This window comes from Mesorhizobium sp. CNPSo 4671 (genome assembly GCF_057784245.1).
In genome coordinates this window covers 346,644-365,371 of record NZ_JBWLUW010000011.1, presented here as the reverse complement: position 1 = coordinate 365,371, position 18,728 = coordinate 346,644, and the positions used below count along the sequence as shown (strand labels likewise).

The 18,728-nt window shown below is 63.8% G+C and carries 16 protein-coding genes; 8 read left to right on the top strand and 8 right to left on the bottom strand.

Annotated features, from left to right (window positions below):
• Positions 1 to 3: 3 nt before the first annotated feature.
• Positions 4 to 1,335, top strand: coding sequence for an HlyD family type I secretion periplasmic adaptor subunit (locus AC04SF_RS28260; RefSeq protein WP_488480439.1), 1,332 nt, complete (start codon positions 4 to 6; stop codon positions 1,333 to 1,335).
• Positions 1,336 to 1,557: 222 nt separating this feature from the next.
• On the opposite strand, the gene AC04SF_RS28255 is transcribed toward AC04SF_RS28260, so the two are convergent.
• From AC04SF_RS28255 to AC04SF_RS28220, 8 genes are all read right to left on the bottom strand, one after another.
• Positions 1,558 to 2,106, bottom strand: a complete 549-nt coding sequence (locus AC04SF_RS28255; RefSeq protein ID WP_488480438.1) for an invasion associated locus B family protein — start codon at positions 2,104 to 2,106, stop codon at positions 1,558 to 1,560.
• Positions 2,091 to 2,549 carry a DUF4189 domain-containing protein gene (locus AC04SF_RS28250; protein ID WP_488480437.1) on the bottom strand — a complete coding sequence of 153 codons (459 nt, stop codon included), beginning with the start codon at positions 2,547 to 2,549 and terminating at the stop codon, positions 2,091 to 2,093. Before AC04SF_RS28250 ends, AC04SF_RS28255 begins: the two co-directional genes overlap by 16 nt.
• A gap of 35 nt (positions 2,550 to 2,584) precedes the next feature.
• Positions 2,585 to 3,253, bottom strand: coding sequence for a hypothetical protein (locus AC04SF_RS28245; RefSeq protein WP_488480436.1), 669 nt, complete (start codon positions 3,251 to 3,253; stop codon positions 2,585 to 2,587).
• A gap of 12 nt (positions 3,254 to 3,265) precedes the next feature.
• Entirely contained in the window at positions 3,266 to 3,826 is a 561-nt protein-coding gene (locus tag AC04SF_RS28240; RefSeq protein WP_488480435.1) for an invasion associated locus B family protein, read from the bottom strand.
• 7 nt (positions 3,827 to 3,833) lie between these two features.
• On the bottom strand, positions 3,834 to 8,285 hold the full coding sequence (locus tag AC04SF_RS28235) for a beta strand repeat-containing protein (RefSeq protein ID WP_488480471.1): 4,452 nt from the start codon (positions 8,283 to 8,285) through the stop codon (positions 3,834 to 3,836).
• A gap of 551 nt (positions 8,286 to 8,836) precedes the next feature.
• Entirely contained in the window at positions 8,837 to 9,256 is a 420-nt protein-coding gene (locus AC04SF_RS28230; protein ID WP_488480434.1) for an AraC family transcriptional regulator, read from the bottom strand.
• 294 nt (positions 9,257 to 9,550) lie between these two features.
• On the bottom strand, positions 9,551 to 10,300 hold the full coding sequence (locus tag AC04SF_RS28225) for a helix-turn-helix domain-containing protein (RefSeq protein WP_488480433.1): 750 nt from the start codon (positions 10,298 to 10,300) through the stop codon (positions 9,551 to 9,553).
• Between the two features lie 481 nt (positions 10,301 to 10,781).
• Entirely contained in the window at positions 10,782 to 10,973 is a 192-nt protein-coding gene (locus AC04SF_RS28220) for a hypothetical protein (RefSeq protein WP_096449722.1), read from the bottom strand.
• A 318-nt stretch (positions 10,974 to 11,291) separates the two neighbouring features.
• Between AC04SF_RS28220 and AC04SF_RS28215 the strand changes: the two genes are divergently transcribed.
• The 7 genes from AC04SF_RS28215 (at position 11,292) to ntrB (ending at position 18,722) form a co-directional block, all read left to right on the top strand.
• The gene (locus tag AC04SF_RS28215; protein ID WP_488480432.1) at positions 11,292 to 12,755 is read left to right on the top strand and encodes a phospholipase D-like domain-containing protein; all 1,464 of its coding nucleotides are present in this window, start codon (positions 11,292 to 11,294) and stop codon (positions 12,753 to 12,755) included.
• Between the two features lie 145 nt (positions 12,756 to 12,900).
• Positions 12,901 to 13,755, top strand: coding sequence for an endonuclease/exonuclease/phosphatase family protein (locus AC04SF_RS28210; protein WP_202352858.1), 855 nt, complete (start codon positions 12,901 to 12,903; stop codon positions 13,753 to 13,755).
• Positions 13,756 to 13,818: 63 nt separating this feature from the next.
• Positions 13,819 to 14,166 (top strand): hypothetical protein, encoded by a 348-nt coding sequence (locus AC04SF_RS28205; protein ID WP_202352857.1) that lies wholly within the window; start codon positions 13,819 to 13,821, stop codon positions 14,164 to 14,166.
• A 140-nt stretch (positions 14,167 to 14,306) separates the two neighbouring features.
• A complete protein-coding gene (locus tag AC04SF_RS28200) occupies positions 14,307 to 14,909 on the top strand; it encodes an ANTAR domain-containing response regulator (protein ID WP_488480431.1) in 603 nt (200 codons plus the stop codon).
• Positions 14,906 to 16,144, top strand: a complete 1,239-nt coding sequence (locus AC04SF_RS28195; protein ID WP_488480430.1) for a CmpA/NrtA family ABC transporter substrate-binding protein — start codon at positions 14,906 to 14,908, stop codon at positions 16,142 to 16,144. The genes AC04SF_RS28200 and AC04SF_RS28195 overlap by 4 nt, the downstream gene beginning before the upstream one ends.
• A gap of 327 nt (positions 16,145 to 16,471) precedes the next feature.
• Positions 16,472 to 17,800, top strand: coding sequence for a CmpA/NrtA family ABC transporter substrate-binding protein (locus tag AC04SF_RS28190; RefSeq protein ID WP_488480429.1), 1,329 nt, complete (start codon positions 16,472 to 16,474; stop codon positions 17,798 to 17,800).
• Positions 17,801 to 17,831: 31 nt separating this feature from the next.
• On the top strand, positions 17,832 to 18,722 hold the full coding sequence (gene ntrB / locus AC04SF_RS28185; protein WP_488480428.1) for a nitrate ABC transporter permease: 891 nt from the start codon (positions 17,832 to 17,834) through the stop codon (positions 18,720 to 18,722).
• The last annotated feature ends 6 nt before the right edge of the window (positions 18,723 to 18,728 follow it).

Below are 18,728 nucleotides of genomic sequence, written 5' to 3'. Positions count from 1 at the left end.
GATATGAACATCGTGCCGTTACCCGTCCCGCCGACCTCCTTGCTGGAACCGGTACCCCTGCGTCTCACAGCCGTGACGAGTACCGGATTCGCGATCATGTTCCTGTTCTTCGGCGCGGCCGGGGGCTGGGCGGCGCTGGCGCCCTTGGACAGCGCCGCGGTTGCGCCGGGCGTCGTCAAGGTCGCCGGCGACCGAAAGCTCATCCAGCACCTCGAGGGCGGCATCATCGCGGAGCTGAACGCCGCCAACGGTGATATCGTCAAAGCGGGCAAGGTCCTCATCCGGCTCGACGACACCCAGGCAAAGACGCAGCTCGACCTGATCCAGAACCGGATAGCCACGCGTGAAGCACTGGCCGCGCGCCTGAGGGCCGAGCGTGACGGCAAGGCCGAGATCGCGTTCGATCCGGCATTGCTCGCAAACCCCGCCACCGCCGCAAGGGACGCGGTGGCCGCCCAGCGTGACGTGTTCGCGGCAAAACATCACAACTGGACGGACGAGCAGGAAATTCTCAGCCAGCGCCGTCACCAGACCGAGGAAGAGATAACGGGACTTGAAAAGCTTATCGCCACCAAGGACAAGCAGATCGACGCGATCGAGGGTGAAACCAAGGATCTCGAGGCCCTGCTGGCGAAGGGACTGACCACTCGCGAACGCAATCTGTTGCTCAGGCGGCAACAGCAGGAGATCGAGGGGGATCGCGCTACCAACATCGCGGCAATTGCGCGCGCCAGAAGCGCCATGGCCGAAATCGACATGCAGATCTTGAACCTCGGCACGGTGCGACTGAACGAGGCCGTGGACGAGTTGAGCAAGGTCGAGGCGGAATTATTCGACCTGAGACAGGAGGAGCGTTCCGCCAGGGACGTGCTTACCCGTACCGATGTCGTCGCCCCGGTGGACGGGATCGTCATGGATCTGAAGGTCCACACGGCTGGCGGCGTCGTGAAACCCGGTGAGACGTTGATGACGATCGTACCCCTCGGACAACAACTCGTGGTCGAGGCCATGGTCAAACCGGAGGACGTCGAGACCATCGCCCCGGGCCAGCCCGCGCACGTCAGTTTTCCGGCCTTCGCCCGCTACAACCTGCCGCCACTCGACGGCGTCGTGGAGATCGTGTCGGCTGACCGCATGGTGGACGAGCGCAGCGGCGCGCCCTATTTCGCCGCGACCGTGTTGATCGACAGAAACGAACTCGCCAAGCTGGAGGGCCGCAAGCTCCTGCCCGGCATGTCGAGCGAGGCGATGATCCGGACGGGTGCCCGCACCGTGCTTTCCTACCTCGCCGAGCCGATCACGCAGAATTTCCGCCGGGCGATGCGGGAAAAATAGCCGGAGGCGCCAGGAGATACGACTACTCGCCCAATATGACCCCGGAAGCCACGATCTGTGCCGTGCGCTCTGTCAGTTTTCCGCGTTTCACAAGCGTGGGTTTGACGTAGGTCTTCTTCATCATCACGATCCGCTGGCAATGGCACCGGACTAAACGGCCTCGGCACACCAACGTTCCATGGGATCAGCGGCGGCTGGCTTCGAAGGCAGCCGCCCTTCCCTTCACCGTGCGCTCAACGCCACCATGCGGTCGAGCGCCGCGGTCAGGCCGTGCAGTGACACCGGGAATGTCAGCGGGGTCTCGGCGTCGGTGGTGACGTTGAGCTTGAGCACCTCGCCTCCCCTCAGCTTTCCAAGCACCGACCGGTCAATGGCAAACACCGCGAGGCAACCCGTTGGCAGGCAGGTCCTGAAGCGCTGCGGGGACAAGGGCGGCTGATCGTCGATCTGCAGCGTCACGCCGGAATCAAGCAAGATGCCGAAGGGCAGAAGCAGGGTAGCCATGGTCGACCCGTCCGCGCGCCTCTGTATCTCCACGGCAAGCAGCCTTTGGCCGTTCTTCTGGACCTGGTCCTGCGAAAGCGAGCAGACCCGCGCATTCTCCTGGACAGAGCAGGCCACGCTCCAGTCCTGATAGACTTCGCGCAGCGATGACGGGCCATCTGGAACAGCCGCCGCCTGTTGCTGCGCCGATGCCGGCGACATCGAAGAAAATACGATTGCCCCGCATGCGCAGGCGGCCTTGAGGCCACGCTTCATGTGCAGACCCATTCACGGACCTTGCATTTGCTACCCGACGCCTCGCAGGCCTTCAGAGCGAGGTCTTCGGCTTCGCGGCGGGTTTCGGCCGAGTTCACGCCCCAGGGCGTGAAACGGTTCTCGACCTTGTCGGCCACGGCGAGCGCACCGCAGTGCTTGTAGGGAAAGCCGGTCTGGTCGTCATCATTCCAATGGCGATGGTTGCGGAAGACGGTGACGACGTTGCAGGCTTTTCCACCGGCGTTCTCGCAGTATTTCTGCGCTATGTCTTTCGCCTCCTGGCGCTTGTCGGCGCCCCAGAAGAAGCCGTATTTGCTATCGGCCTGCGAATAGGCGATCGCCGCCCAGATGCCTTTTTCCTCCTGCTGCGGCTCCGACGGAGCCACCAGGTCGGCCGAGACGACTTGTCCGCTCCACAAGGTCAAGCCCAAAACCGCCAAAGCCCGCAATCTCATGGTCGGCACCCCTTTCCTTGATCCCGCTTGCTCGCCTACTTCGCCGCCGAAGCGACGGAGATCACCACGCAGCTTTTGCCCGTTGGCAGGAGAAGGGCTTCACCGGCATTGCCGCCGAGTTCGTACACCTCGACCTGCCCAAGATGGTCGGTGATCTTGCTGCCCTGCGGAAGGATGGCCGGGATGTCGGCGCACGGGCTGGCGAATGGCGCCACCCGCACCATGGCCCCTTCGCAACCCGAAGCGGTGGGCGATGCGAAGACGACGCCGGCGGCCGGTCCGCTATAGCGTTCCGTCGCATAGTCCATGCCGACAAAGGCCTGGACGGCATGCTTGTCGGCGGCCTGGTCGTTCCACAAGGATTTGACGCTGTATTTCGTGCCGGTCGTCAAAATCTGTCCGAGCACCGGATAGACGGTCGAACAGGCCTGCACCCCGGCTTGCTTGACGTGCTCGAGGAAAGGCGTGTCCGGAAGCGCCGGGTTGGTTGCCTCAGGCTGTGCGGCCGTCGCGCTGCCGACCAGATTGGCGATCGCGGCATAGTTGCCGGCGGCGAAGCCAAGGCCCGCCACCACGAGCCCCAACAATGAAAATCCGACGACGCGCGGCCATCGCCGCCGCGCGGGTTCGACCAGCCTCTGCCTATCCGCCTCGACGGCCGGGCTGCTGCGTTTTGCGGACATGAACTGGTCCTGCTGGCTCATGATGCTGCCCCGTTATTTGAGTGGCGAAAGGGCCTCGGTCAGCCCCTTGAGTGTTGCTGCGGTCACGGTGATCGTCTTGCCGTCGACGGTCGGATAGGAAATCGCCGGCGTCGCATTCTGGGAGATCTGCTGGCGCATGACGGGCCCGACCGGCAGCATGCCGACACAGACCATCTCGTTGCAGCCGTTCAGGTGGACGTCGATCGCCTGGTCCCGCCCGTCGAACTTCAGCGACACCAGCCCGTCGCTCCTGGCGTTCGGCGCCGTGCGAACGATCATGTAGGGCTTGCCGTCCTGCGTGGCGGCCAGCGACCAGCTGAAGGCCATCTTGCCTGAGGAATCCTCGATCACCTGCGAGACATTGCAGACCTTCTTGCGCGCCTTGAGGTTCTCGTCGCAGATCAGCGTCCAATTTTCGAAGGGACGGATGGTGCGCTGATAGGTTCCCAGTTTCACGTCGGGTGGCAGCACCACATCCGAAGGCTTGATCCTGTAGGGCGACGCCACCTGCCCGGCCACCGGTGCGAGGCCGCCGCAGAGCGCCAGGCAAGTCAGTACGGCAAGTCCTTTCATTCCTGCCTCAGTTCAAGGTGAAGCTGAGGCCGGCGCCGACGCCGACATGACCGCCGGCGGCCGTGCCGGACACGTTGCCGCGGATGCGTCCGTCCTCGCTCGTGTAGCCCGCGCCGAAGGCCAAGGCGCTCGAATCCCGCCAGAAGCCGCCGCCCGCCGCGACGCTCAGCTTGCCGGGACGGTCGTCATAGCGCAGCGAGGCCGCGGCAAGCCCGATCGCCGCCGCCTGGCGGGCTTCGTCACGTATGCCGCCGATGTCCGAATTGAGCTGGCTGAGCTTCTGGTCGGTATAGTTGTTGGCCTGCTGCAACGTCGTGGCGGCCACCTTGTCGGTATAGGTGTTGGACGTGTTGATGCTCGTGGCCAGCCCCTGGTTCAGCTGGTTGACGTTGACCGCATCGGTGCCGGCAACGCCGGGACCGACATTGGAGATGACGACCGGCGCGTTGACATCGCCGCCCTGCAGCGTGATGCTGTTCTTCTTGCTGCCGTCCGGATTGGTGTCATACGTCACCGCATTCTGTGTGAGCGATCCGAGACCTGATTTCAAATCCTCGACAGCCGTGTTGGTGGCATAGAGCTGCGAGCCGTTGATCGCATCGGTGCTGTTGGCGTTGATCTGTCCGGCGGCGACATTGGTGATCGTCCGCTCGGCGCCGGCACTGCCGACGCTGACGGTGCCGATCGGAGCGGTCCCGGCAAAGCTGTAGGTCTTGCCGTTGATGACGGTGCTGGAGGTGCCGACCGCGGTCTGCGTCACCGCGCCGGAACCGAGCGCCACGTCGTTGGCATTGTTGGCCTTGGCGCCCTGGCCGAGTGCCACCGCGCCCTGGCCCGTGGCTGTCGAGCCATTGCCGGCGGCGAGGCTGTTGGTGCCGCTGGCCACGCTGGCCGGTCCGATCGCGACGCTGTCGGTGCCGCTGGCGGTGGAGTCGGCCAGCGTCGAATTGGCGTGGAAATACTTGATGCCACCGCCATTGGTGATGTTGGTGAGCGCATTGTCGACCGCCGTGAGCCCGTCATAGACGGTTGTGTAGGTGTTGCCCTGGACGGTGTAGGTCGGTCCGGTGATCGAGCCGTCGGGATTGACCGTGGTGCCGCCGCCGAACAAATTGGCGATGTTTTGCGACACGCCCTTAAGCTGGGAGACGTTGACGCCATCGGTATCGGCCGAGCCCGCCGCGACATTGGTGAGCTTGCGTTCAGCCCCGGCGCCGCCGATCGACACCTCGCCGACCGAGGTCTGCGGCGCGGTCAGGCCAAAGGCCGTGTAGCCGGTCTCAGCGCCGACCGAGGTGATGGACTGCGCGCCCAGCGCGACGCTGTTGATGAAGGTGCTTTGGGCGCCAGCGCCGAGCGCCACCGACTGGATGCCGGACGCCAGCGAATTGGTGCCGAGCGCCAGCCCGTCGGCCAGCATGACATGGGCGTTCTGACCGATGGCCGTGCCGCCGGGTGCTGTCTGGTCGACAATGGCGCCATTGCCGATGCCCACGCCATTGTCGCCGTTGACGACCGTCGTCGGGCCGACCGCGACCGATTCCGCACCGACCGCGAGCGAGTCGCCCGCCGCCGAATTGGCATGGAAATACTTGGTCGACGTCACCGAGACGGAGGCGATCGCTCCCTGCAGCTGGCGGACCGTCACCGCGTCCTGCGACTGCGTGCCGTCGGCGACATTGGTGATCTGGCGGTAGGATGTATCGGTGCCCACCGAAACCGCGCCGAGCAGCGTCTTGTCGGTGGTGTTGTACTGGATGAAGTTGGACGGACCGGCGGCGATCTGCCCGGTGGCCGGCGCCAGGGCGCGGTCGGACACCGAGCCGGAACCGAGCGCCACGCCGCCGTCGATGCTGACATTGCTGTCGCGGCCGAGCGCCAGCCCGCTGACGCCGGTCGCGGTCGCCTGGTAGCCGACAGCGGTGGAGCCGACCCCTTGCGCGAAGGAATCGGTTTGCGCCAATCCGGTCTCGTTGGTGCGGGCGTAGCGGATGCCCACGCCATTGGCGTCGGTATAGGCGGTCGAGGTATCGCCGGCGATGTTGCTGATCGTGTTGCCAAGATTGGTGACGCCACTGCCGATGTTGGCAATATCGGTGGTGTTCTGCGTCACCTGCTGGTTGGTTGCGAACAGCTGCGAGCCGTTGACCGCGTCGGTCGAGCCGCCATTCAACTGTCCGGCCGCGACGTTCTGGATCTGGCGCTCGGCACCAGCCGACCCGACCGAGAACGCGCCGGCCGGCGTGGTGCCGGCGAAGGTGTAGTTCACGCCGCCGATCGTCGCGCCACCCACCGCCGTGGTGGTCCCTGATGCGGAATTCAGGCCGATCGCCACATCGCCGGCATTGTTGGCCACGGCGTTGGGTCCGACCGCGACGGAATTCGTTCCAAGCGCTTGGGAATCCGGCAAGGTCGAGTTGGCGTGGAAATACTTGATGCCGCCGCCGACATTGATGTTGTTGAGCGTGGTGCCGATGGCGTCGACCGCCTGGTTGGTGGCGAAGAGCTGCGAGCCATTGACCGCATCGGTGGAGGTCAGGCTGATCCGTCCCGCCGCCAGATTGGTGAGCGTGCGCTCGGCCCCGGGCGCGCCGATGCTGACCGTCGAGGTCGGATTGGTGCCCTGGAAGGCATAGGTCGTGCCGTTGATCACGGCGCTGGCCGTGCCGACCGCAGCCGTGGTCACGGAGCCGGAACCAAGCGCCACGTCGCCGGAGCTCGCGGCCGCCGTCGCGCCATCGCCCAGCGCGACATTGCCCGCAAGGCCAGCGGCACCTGCCGTGGAGCCGTCGCCCAGGGCAACAGAGCCCTGGCCGATCGCCTTGTTGTTGTTGCCGATGGCGACCGCGCCGTTGGCCATATTGGCCGCGGTGGCGGTTGCCGTGCCGTCGCTGTTGGCGATGTTGTTGGCGCCGCCGGTGAAGGCGCCGGTGCCGCTGGCATAGCTGGGGTCGCCTATGGCGACCGCGCCGTCGCCATAGGCGGTGTTGCCGGCGCCGATGGCCACGGCCTGGCCGCCATCGGTGGTCGCGCCCGTGCCGATGGCGATGGAGTCGGCGGAGAGCGCAGCGGACTGTAGACCGACCGCGATGGCGTTGGTTGCCGTCGCCTGGCTGTCGCGCCCCATCGCAAGGGCGTCGTCCGCAGATGCCGTCACGTCCGTGCCGATGCCGATGGCGTTGTCTCCACTGGCGCTCGTTGCAAAAGTGCTTGAGCCGACATAGACGGCGCCTATCCCGGTCGCCCTCGTCCCAGCGCCGAGAGAGATGGAGTTCACGGCGCTGCTTTGGGCGCCGCGGCCGAGCGCGGTACTGTTGAGTCCGGTGGCGCGGGCTTCACGTCCAACGGCAGTGGAATTGTCGGCGCTGGCTACGGTGCCGATGCCGAGAGCGGTGCTGTCGAGTCCGCCGGCGTTGGCGCTGACGCCGGCGGCGAGAGAATTGTCTCCTGTCGCGTTCGCTCCGGACCCGAACGAGGAGGCGTTTGCGCCGCTGGCGACGGCGACGTTACCAACCGCTGTGCTGGCGGTGCCACTCGCAATTGAGGTATCGCCTATGGCGATGGCGCTTTGCGCGCTCGCATTGGCCGACTTGCCGATCGCCGTGCCGTCTACACCGCTCGCAGTGGCGCCCAGGCCCAGCGCACTAGCGTTTGCGGCGGTCGCAGCGGCGTTGTTGCCGATCGCCGTGGTCGACACGTCCGTGGCCTGGGCTCCCGAGCCCGCCGCGACCGAGCCTACCCCACTCGACGTGGCCGAATTGCCGAGCGCCAGTGCGAATTGGCCCGAGGCGGTAGCGACGTTGCCAAGCGCTGCCGAGTTTATCGCCGTTGCATTGGCCTGGGGACCAATCGCGATGGTATTGGTCGCCGTGGCCTGGCTCTGCAAACCAAACGCCATGCTGGTGGTGCCGGTCGCTTTGCTTGCGCGCCCTATCGCCAAGGCGTCGGCCTGGGACGCCGTCACATCGGTGCCGATGCCGATGGCACTCTGGGCCAACGCTCCCGTTCCGGCGGCGGTGCGCGAGCCGAGATAGACGGCGTTTACCCCAGTTGCGGTCGACTGGAAGCCGACGGCAATGGCATTTTGGCTGTTTGCAACGGTGTTGGTACCTTGGGCAATGGTGTCCAGTCCCGACGAGACTGCCTGGCTCCCGATCGCGATGGCGCGCAGCCCGGTGGCTTGGGACCCCCAGCCTCCGGCGAACGACGTGTTGCCGCTGGCCAGGGAGCTGACACCGACGGCGGTGGAATTGCCACCCGAAGCAACGGCGAAGGTACCCCAAGCGCTGGCGCCAGCGCCGGTGGCATTGGCGTTGACGCCGACCGCCACTGTATTGATGTTGTTCGAAATCGTGGCGGAGCCGATCGCCACCGCACCGCCGCTCCCCGTGGCCGATGCGGTCCGACCGATAGCCACGCTGTATTGTGCCGCCGAATTGGCCTGGAAGCCGAGCGCCACGGCCCAGTTAAGGCTGGCGGTCGAGCCGTTTCCGATCGCTACGGCCTCGGGAGCGGTCGCGGATCCGCCACCGGCGGCATATTGTGCCAGCGCCGGCGTGGCGGTGCCTCCGAGTACGATCGCACCAACCGCCGCTGCTAGGACCCTGCCGATGCCGAGCATGCCGAGCCCAGATCCCTTGCGGCGCATGCCAAGCACACGGTGAGCCATCCTCAGCACCGCCATCAGCCGGCGGCGAACCGAGCGCGAGCCCTGATCGACCCCCGCGATCCACTGCCCGGCGAAATGCGCCGCGCGACGCCGAACAAACGAACCGTTCGAAATCTGGCCGCTCGAAATGCGATTGTCGGTCATGGTTCCCTCTCCGCTGGCCGGCATGGAATCGTCAGACAATTCCAGTCAGCAGCAGAAAGACATGATTCCTGCTCGCAGTATTTCACGAAATTGCTGTGTCGTGAGAAAAAACCGGAGCAACTCGACGGAGGTTAACGGCTCGTTACCTTAGCAAGTGCTTTAATACAAAGTAATCATACAGTGTCGCAAGCGTCTTCTCATATAATATTCGAGTTAAGCTTGGCTATCCGCGCCTGCAATGGCGTCACCTGACGGTATTTCTTCATAACGGTGGTAAAATGGCTCTGGCTGGAAAATCCGGCCAGATGGGCGATATCGGCAATCGTCATGCGGCTGTCGGCAAGCAGGCTTTCGGCGAAGTCCAGCCGCAGATCGAGAACATATTGATGCGGCGGCATCCCGAACGTCCGGGAGAAGGCACGCATGAAGTGATAGGGCGAGAGCCCGCAAACCGCGGCCATTTCGGCAAGCGCCAGCTTGCGCGTGAAGTTCTCGCTCAGGAACTCCTGCACGCGCCGCGCGTCGCGCGCGGAAAGCCCGCCTTTCGGGTGCACCGCGGGCTGTTGTTCAGAATTGGTTCCGGAAGCCGATCCCGAGGAACCATCATCACGCCGCATGCTCCGGCCTCCTGATATGTCCCAGATGGAATTCAACACGAGGCCGCCCTCCCTGTTCCCCCGAAAAACAATTCGTGATTGATCGAACCGCGTCCGCATCGCTAGCCCAGCTCATTTCATCGACCCGGCCGGATGGCGAATAATGTCGAGGCTGCATGGCATTCCGAATGACTCACACGGAGCCTTGGGGCATGTTGCGGCTGGCGTATTTTGGAAAATTCCGGAAGCTTTGTAGGAAACTCCGGTCTTTGTTCGCCGGTCAGCAGGTGTGGTTTCTTTGCCATGCTTGAACTCTCAATTCCTGACCGAAGCATTTCCGGCCTTGGTGGGCGTTCTCCCCCTGTACTTCTTCATCGTCGCGGCCAGATGGCTCTGATCTGAAAAGCCGGCGAGGTAAGCGACTTCCGCGATCGCGAACTTGCCGCCGACGAGCAGCTTCTCCGCCAGATCCAGGCGCAGATTGATCAAATAGCGATGGGGCGGCATGCCGAACGTCCTGGCGAACCTTGCTATGAAATGATTGGGTGAAACCCCTGCGACGGAAGCCAGCTCTGCGACCATTACTCTTCGCGCGAAGTTCTCGTCGAGATATTCGCGCACGCGTCGGGCGCCAACGGCAGAGAGCCCGCCCTTGGGCGACACGGCCTGCCTGCCGCGGCTCGTGTACGTGCGCAGCAAATGCACGCCGAACACCGTGAGCAGCGAATCCAGATAGAGCTCGTTCGGTGGCAGCGTCCCGGTCAGCTCGGCGGTGATCATCTGGGCTATGTTGAGCGCCCTCAGGTCGACCGTGCCGAACGCAGGCGGCTCGAGCTCTGTATTGGCGACATCGGACTCATGAGCCGCCAGTTCCGACAGCGCTTCCGGCGATATGGAGACGACGGCGTTTTCCCTGGTCTCCGACCAGGCGAAGGTGCTGTCGACCCCCGCGGGATTGATGATGAGGCACCCGACCGGCGCATCGTACTCCGTGATTTTGTCGCTGCCGAGCGAGGCTCTGAATTTGCGCCCCGGCCTCAGCACAATGCCTGCGGAATGTTCCATGGCCAGGAATGTCTGCGACCCGGGACCTCGGACGGAATGGATGACGCTGCCGCGCGCGGTGGCTCTTCTGGGACCAGCACTTTCCGGAATGATGTCCAAGACGTATCGGGCTGTCCGATCGACGCCTCGGGAAACGCCGCTCTCCCGAGCCTCGTCCGCATTTTTCATTGCATCGCCTCAGCCGTCTTGCAGCCGCTTGAATCCCCCTTTGCCTTGCCCGAAAACAGCGTAACGCACACACCTCGGCTAGGGAAGAACTCCCCCGCGCAAAGAAAAATTTTTGTTCGCGAAAAGACAGAAAAAATGACCGATCGAGGAAGTTGGCGAGCATTCTATTTCATAGGGTTGGCAGGTCTTCGCCACCCCTGAGTTTCGCTCATCAGCCGTGGCGCGGCTTTCTCGAATCCATTGCTGCGTTCTTTGGCCCGAAAACGATGGCCAGGCAAGACGGGGCGCCGAGCCGACAGCTTTCGGCCGGCTGCTACAGACCACGACGTTTCTCGTACAGATCCCAGGTGAGTTCCACAAAAGCCAGGAGGACATCGTCCTGATTCCAACCGGCCGCTACCGCCGCCTGGACGATCTCATCGACAAGAGGCAGCAATTGGCCCTGGCATGCGGCCGACATGTCGCCGTCACCCACGGGAGGTCCCTCGAAGTTGAATCCTGTCATTCGGCGCTCCCCCTCGCCTCTGATCAAAGTGTTATAGTGTTAATTTCGTTCCCTCTGATATACAATAGATGTGGTACAAAAGTACAGGACGCCTTGGATCACCAAAGCAGCACGGGACGATGCCGGACCACGCCGTCTCTATGCTTTCCCGCGGGTCAAGTTGGCTTTCCCAGGCGGGATTTCCGGGGGAACTTGATCGACCCAAGCCCTGCATGGGGATTGATTTTCTCAATGACCAGGTCGCGACCGCCATCCGCCGAATGCGAAGCCTGACTGGCTGCATTGCCTTCTGCAATCGCTCGCTCGATAGTCCCGGCAATGTTCGAGACCATTGCGACTCACTGGACCCAAATCCTGGCGATCATCTCGGTGGTGATGGCGACCGTCGGCATCGCCCACGCCGTCATGACCAAGGAGGATGTGCGGGCAGCCACCGGCTGGGTCGGCGTGATGGTGCTGTCACCGATCCTCGGCGTGCTGATCTATGCCGTGGCCGGCATCAACCGCATCCGTCGCGCCACGATCACCGCGCAGCGCCCGCTTGCCGGAGACCCAGTATCCGCCAAGGATGAGCGTGACATCGCCGCCGAGGAGGCGCTGATCGTCGAGCGCTACGGCCAGCGCTTTACTGGCCTGCGCACGCTAGGCGACAGGGTGGCACGGCGCGCGCTCAATCCGGGCAATACCATCGACGTGCTGGAGACCGGCGACGAGACCTATGCCGCCATGTGCGCGGCGATCGACGGCGCCGAGCGCAGCGTCCTGCTCGAGACCTATATTTTCGACAATGATGCCGTCGGCCTGCTTTTCGTCGAAGCGTTGGCTGGTGCCGTCCAGCGCGGCGTCACCGTTCGCGTGCTGATCGACGCCGTCGGCGCCCGGTACTCCGTTCCCAGCATCCTCGGCCATCTGCGCCGCGCCAACATCCCCGCCGATGTCTTCAACGGCAACATCGTCATGGGCCTGCGCCTGCCCTACGCCAACCTCAGGACCCACCGGAAGATCCTTGTGGTCGACGGCACGGTTGCCTTCACCGGCGGCATGAACATCCGCAAGGGGTTTTCCGCCGAGTTCGCAGGCTCCAGCAGCGCCAGGGACACGCATTTCAAGGTCTCCGGACCAATCGTCGCCGACCTGTTCTCTGTTGCCGCCGAAGACTGGCGTTTCGCCGCCAATGAAGCGCTGAAGGGCGATGCCTGGCGTATTGCCCCGCTGTCGCCGGCACCCGACCAGCCGATGCTGGTGCGGGCGGTCGCGTCCGGGCCGGATGCCAGCAACGAAACCAACCACAAGCTGCTGATCGGCGCCTTCTCGGTCGCGCGCAAGTCGATCCGCCTGATGTCACCCTATTTCCTGCCGGATCGGGAACTGATCAGCGCCTTGATCACCGCTGCCCGACGCGGCGTCGAGATCGATGTCGTGGTGCCCGCAGTCAACAATCTCTTCCTTGTCGACCGCGCCATGACCGCGCAATTCGACCAGATCCTGAAGAATTATTGCCGCATTTGGCGAACGGAAGGCCCATTCGACCATTCCAAGCTGCTTTCGATCGACGGCGTGTGGGCCTATGTCGGCTCGTCCAACCTCGACGCCCGGTCGCTGCGGCTCAACTTCGAGATCGATCTGGAGGTCCTCGACGCAGGCTTTGCCCGCGAGATCGAAGCCCGGATTGGATCGGCGATCGAAACGGCCATCCCTGTCACCCTGGACTCCTTGCGAGCCCGGCCGTTCATCATCCGGCTGTTTGACCGTATCCTGTGGCTGGGATCGCCCTATCTCTAGATGGGTTCTCACCCTATCTCTAGAACAGGTGCCATCTTTAACAAAACGACGTGTTAGACGGATAGTTTGGTATCGGCCATGGAACATAAGCGCAGAGACTCTATTTGAGGTGCATGGTGGAAGCAGCACGCATGGCAGGCACACGGTGCGGATGAACGGACGCAGCCTCCCGGCAACCATGCTTTTGTCCATCCGCGACAGGCGGATGCGCAAGGCAAACGCGGCTGCGCACAAGGCGACCGCCACCACAGGCACGCTGGTCGCTTCCTACAACGTCCACAAATGCATCGGCGTCGACCGCAAGTTCGATCCCGACCGCACCAGCCGCGTCATCCGCGAAATCGATCCCGACGTCATCGCCCTGCAGGAAGCGGATAACCGTTTCGGCGACCGTGATGGCCTCCTCGACCTGCCCCGCCTCGAGCGGGAAACCGGCCTGGTGCCGGTGCCGATTTCAGCCACCGGCAAGGGCCATGGCTGGCACGGCAATGTCCTCCTGTTCAAGAAAGGTGTCGTCCGCGACGTGCATCAGATCAGGCTTCCGGGCCTGGAACCGCGCGGTGCGGTGGTGGCGGAGATCGACCTCGACGGAAACCGGACCTTGCGCATCATCGCCGCCCATCTTGGCCTGCTTCGCCACTCACGCTCGCAGCAGGCCCGCGTCGTGCTGGACATCATGAGCAGCGCCGACGAGAAGCCGACGCTTCTGCTTGGCGACCTTAACGAATGGCGGCTCGGCAACCGCTCGGCGCTCAACACGTTGCATGCGACTTTCGGGCCGCAGCCGCCGGCAGTCCCCACCTTCCCCTCGAACCTGCCGCTTTTGGCGCTCGACCGGATCATGACCAATCGGCACGGCATGATCGCAGCAGTGGAAGCGCATGATACGCCGCTTTCGCGCGTCGCCTCCGACCATCTGCCGCTCACGGCGTTTGTCCGCCTGGATCGTATGGTTCCCGCCGATAACGCCATGATATCCCCGGCGTCGCAAAGCGTGTAGATTCACAATGGAACGCCCGGTTGTTCCGCGAGTTTATATGTCTTGAATGCGCAGGAGGACAAAATGAAAAAGTTGATTTTAGCATCCCTATTGGCAGTGGCCGCTACCGCGGCAGTGATTGCGCCGACGCAAGCTGCAAGCGTGATTATCCAGTCCGACGACGGCAACCAATATTCACCGGATGACAATTCCGACAATGGCGGAATTGTTATTCGCCGGCACCATGACCGGCGCTATGACAACCAATATAACCAATATGATGATAACCAATATGGTGACGACCAGAGCGTTCAGTACGATAATTATGGCCAATACCGGCGCCACCACCGGCACCATCGCTGCCACCTGGAAACGGTCGTGCATTGGCGCCACCACCACAGGGTGGTTGAAGACGTTCGCGTCTGCGGCTAGCCCGCGCCTCGCTCCGCTTTGACAAGACATAATCCTTGGCCGCGAGAGAGCGCCGCCAAGGATCGGGCATAGCTGCGCTCCCTGCACGGACGTAGCTATGCCGCATTGCACAATCTCGCGGCCTTGCCCACAATGCCGGCATGGTTCGATCCTCCCTAGCCGTCCTGGTGATCGATGAAAATCGCATCCGTGCCTCGATCATCGAGGCCGGCCTGCGCGAGGCCGGCCATCAGCGGGTCACCGTCATCCATGACGTGACCGGCATTGCCCGGCGGATCGCCGAGATCGAACCGGACGTCATCGTCATCGACCTCGAAAATCCCAACCGCGACATGCTCGAAAACATGTTCCAGCTGTCGCGTGCGGTGAAGCGCCCGATCGCCATGTTCGTCGACCGTTCGGACCAGGCCTCGATCGAGGCGGCGGTCGATGCCGGCGTCTCGGCCTATGTCGTCGATGGGCTGCGGCAAGAGCGCGTCAAGCCGATCCTCGACATGGCGGTGAGCCGCTTCAATGCCTTCTCACGCATGGCGCGCGAACTGGAAGAGGCACGCAGCGAACTCCAGAGCCGCAAGGTGATCGACCGCGCCAAGGGCATATTGATGAAGTCGCGCGGCCTCTCCGAGGAGGCAGCCTATACGCTGCTGCGCAAGACGGCGATGAACCAGAACCGTAAGATCAGCGACATCGCCCGGAGCCTGGTGACCGCGGCCGGTTTACTGGGGCCGGCGGAGGACGAATGAGCATGAGGCACCAGATCACCGCCGGCTTCATGCCGCTTTTCGACAGCGCCGTGCTGGTCGCCGCAAGCGAGCTTGGCTTCGCCGCACGCGAAGGCATCGATCTCACGCTGCACCGCGAGACATCCTGGGCCAACATCCGCGACCGCATCGCCATCGGCCACTTCGATCTCGCCCATATGCTGGGACCCATGCCGCTCGCCTGCAATCTCGGGCTGACACCGCTCGCTTCCGAAACCATCGTGCCGTTCTCGCTCGGGCTGGGCGGCAATTGCGTCACCATCTCAAATGCTGTCTGGGCTGGCATGGCCGCGCACGGCGCCGAAGCCGATCTCGATCCGGCGCGCGCAGGCGTTGCCCTTGGCGCCTTCATCCGTGAACGGGCGACGGCGGGCCGCGAGCCGCTGCGCTTTGCCGTCGTGCATCCGCATTCCGGGCACAATTACGAACTGCGCTACTGGCTTGCCGCCTGCGGCATCGATCCCGACCGTGCAATCGAGATCGTCATCGTGCCACCACCCTTCATGGCCGACGCGCTGGCCGCAGGCCGCATCGACGGCTATTGCGTCGGTGAGCCCTGGAACAGCGCCGCAGTCGCCGCCGGCACCGGCCATATCGTTACCGTCAAGGCACTATTGTGGAAGAACAGCCCGGAGAAGGTGATCGGCGTGCGCAAGACCTGGGCGGACGAGAACCCGGAGGCTCTGGCGGCACTGCTGCGTGCGCTGCATCACTCGGCGCGCTGGTGCCAGGATCCGGTCAACCATGCCGAATTGGCCGCTGTGATGGCGCAGCCCGGCTTCCTCGGCCTGCCGCCGGCCGTGCAGATGCCGATTCTGACCGGCCATCTCCAATTGGGCGGCGGGGCAGAGCGAGATATCGACGACTTCTTCCTGCCCTTCGACAAGGCGGCGAATTTTCCGTGGAAGAGCCATGCGCTGTGGTTCTACACCCAGATGGTGCGCTGGGGACATGTGGCGCACACGCCGGAAAACCTTGCGATCGCCCGCGATTGCTACCGGCCGGACCTTTACCGCGCGGCGCTGAAGCCGCTTGGCGTCGCGCTTCCCGGCGCCAATGCGAAGGTCGAAGGCGCGCTCAAGGTCGCCACCGCGGTCGGCGCGACCGGGGCGGGCCTGGTGCTTGGTCCCGACGGTTTCTTTGACGGCCAGATCTTCGATCCCGACGAGATCGACGCCTACATCGCGCGCCAGAGATCGGCCCGCGCGGAAGCCTGATCATTTCCGCGCCATTCTTGTGCGTTGCACAAAAATTGTGCGTGCGGCGGCCCTAATGAACAATCTTTGGCCTGCTCACCATAGTGCTCGGCACGCCGTCGACGGGCGCGAATCGCTGATTTCATTGATGTTTTTTCTTTCTCCGCAAACTGGCATGGTTCCTGCTTTGAAATAATCAGGCCCTTCATGGGCCACGGAACAGGCGTCCAATGGCGGGCGCCACAGGCAAAGCTGCCGCTCAGGTCAAAATGCGCTCCCGGTCTCTCGGGCGCGAAGACCTGGCCGGCGGCTTTTTTGTTTTGGAATCGCGTTCAACCGGAGACGACGATGAAGAAGACGATGAAGAATTGGATCGGGACGGGAACATCGCCCAAGGATGTGACGCGTCGCGATTTTCTGGTCAGCAGCGCCATGACGGCAGGCCTGTTCATGGCGGCCCGCAAGCTTTTCCCCTCCGGCGCCTATGCCGCCACCGCCGCGCCGGAAGTCACCGGCGCCAAGCTCGGTTTCATCGCGCTGACCGATGCCGCCCCCCTGATGATCGCCAAGGAGAAAGGCCTGTTCGCCAAATTCGGCATGCCCGATGTCGAGGTGCTGAAGCAGGCTTCCTGGGGCGCGACGCGCGACAATCTGATGCTCGGCGGTGCCGCCAACGGCATCGACGGCGCCCACATACTGACGCCGCTGCCTTACCTCATGCACACCGGCAAGGTGACGCAGAACAACCAGCCGATGCCGATGGCGATCGTGGCGCGGCTCAACTACGACTGCCAGGGCATTTCGGTCGCCCAGGAATATGCCGCCACCGGTGTCGGCCTCGACGCGTCCAAGCTGAAGGATGCCTTCGCCGCCAAGAAGGCGGCCGGCAAGGACATCAAGGCCGCCATGACCTTCCCGGGCGGCACGCATGATCTGTGGCTGCGTTACTGGCTGGCCGCGGGCGGCATCGATCCCGATAAGGACGTCTCGACCATCGTCGTGCCGCCGCCGCAGATGGTGGCCAATATGAAGGTCGGCAACATGGACGTGTTCTGCGTCGGTGAGCCGTGGAACGAGCAGCTCGTCCACCAGGGCGTCGGCTTCACCGCCGCCACCACGGGCGAATTGTGGAAGGGTCATCCGGAAAAGGCGCTCGGCTTGCGCGCCGAATTCATCGAGAAGAACCCGAACGCCACCAAGGCGATCCTGATGGCCGTCATGGAAGCCCAGCAATGGTGCGAGGCCAAGGAAAACAAGGACGAGATGGCCGCCATCATCGGCAAGCGGCAATGGATGAACGTGCCTGTCGCCGACATCATCGGCCGCCTCAAGGGCGACATCAATTATGGCAATGGCCGCGTCGCCAACGGCACCGATCTCTACATGAAGTTCTGGAAGGGCGGCGTTTCCTACCCCTTCAAGAGCCATGATTCCTGGTTCCTCGCCGAGAACATCCGCTGGGGTAAGTTCGCGCCGACCACCGACATCAAGGCGCTGGTCGATCAGGTCAACCGCGAGGATCTGTGGCGCGAGGCGGCCAGGGATCTCGGCGTGGCCGCAGCGGATATACCCGCTTCTTCCTCGCGTGGCACGGAAACCTTCTTCGACGGCAAGGTCTTCGATCCGGCCAACCCGTCCGCCTATCTCGACAGCCTGAAGATCAAGGCATCCGCCTGATCGCCGGCGCCCCCACGGAGTTTTCCCAGACATGTCGATCCAGACTATCGAGGATACCAAGGTGAAGGCTTTCCCCGCCAAACCGGCCGAGGTGATTGCCTTCACCTCCAAGGCGCGGCGGCGCTTCGAGCCGATGGCGATCGCCGGCAAATTGGCGAGCGCGCTGGTGCCGCCGGTCATCGTCATCGCCCTCATGCTCGTCGTCTGGCAGGTCGCCTGCTCGTCGCCCACATCAAGCCTGCCGCCGCCCAGCCAGGTGTGGAACGAGGCCTACGACCTCATTGCGCACCCGTTTTTCGACTATGGCCCGCAGGATATCGGGCTGGCCTGGCGGGTGCTGATCTCGCTGCAGCGCGTCGCCATCGGCTTTGGCCTGGCGGCGATCGTCGGCGTCGCGCTCGGCGCGCTGGTCGGCCAGTCGATCTGGGCGATGCGCGGCCTCGATCCGGTGTTCCAGATCCTGCGCACCGTGCCGCCGCTGGCCTGGCTGCCGCTGTCGCTGGCGGCGTTCCGCGATTCCAGCCCGTCGGCGCTGTTCGTCATCTTCATCACCTCGATCTGGCCGATCATCATCAACACCGCCGTCGGCGTGCGCAACATCCCGCAGGATTACCGCAACGTCGCGCGCATCCTGCAGCTCAACCCGTTCGAGTTCTTCGTCAAGATCATGGTGCCGGCCGCGGCCCCCTACATCTTCACCGGTCTGCGCATCGGCATCGGCCTGTCCTGGCTCGCCATCGTTGCTGCCGAAATGCTGACCGGCGGCGTCGGCATCGGCTTCTTCATCTGGGACGCGTGGAACTCGTCGCGGCTGCCCGACATCATCGTCGCGCTCGCCTATATCGGCGTCACCGGCTTCTGCCTCGACCGCCTGGTCGCTGGCGTCGGCGCCTTCGTCACCCGCGGCACAACGGCAAAGTGAGGAAAG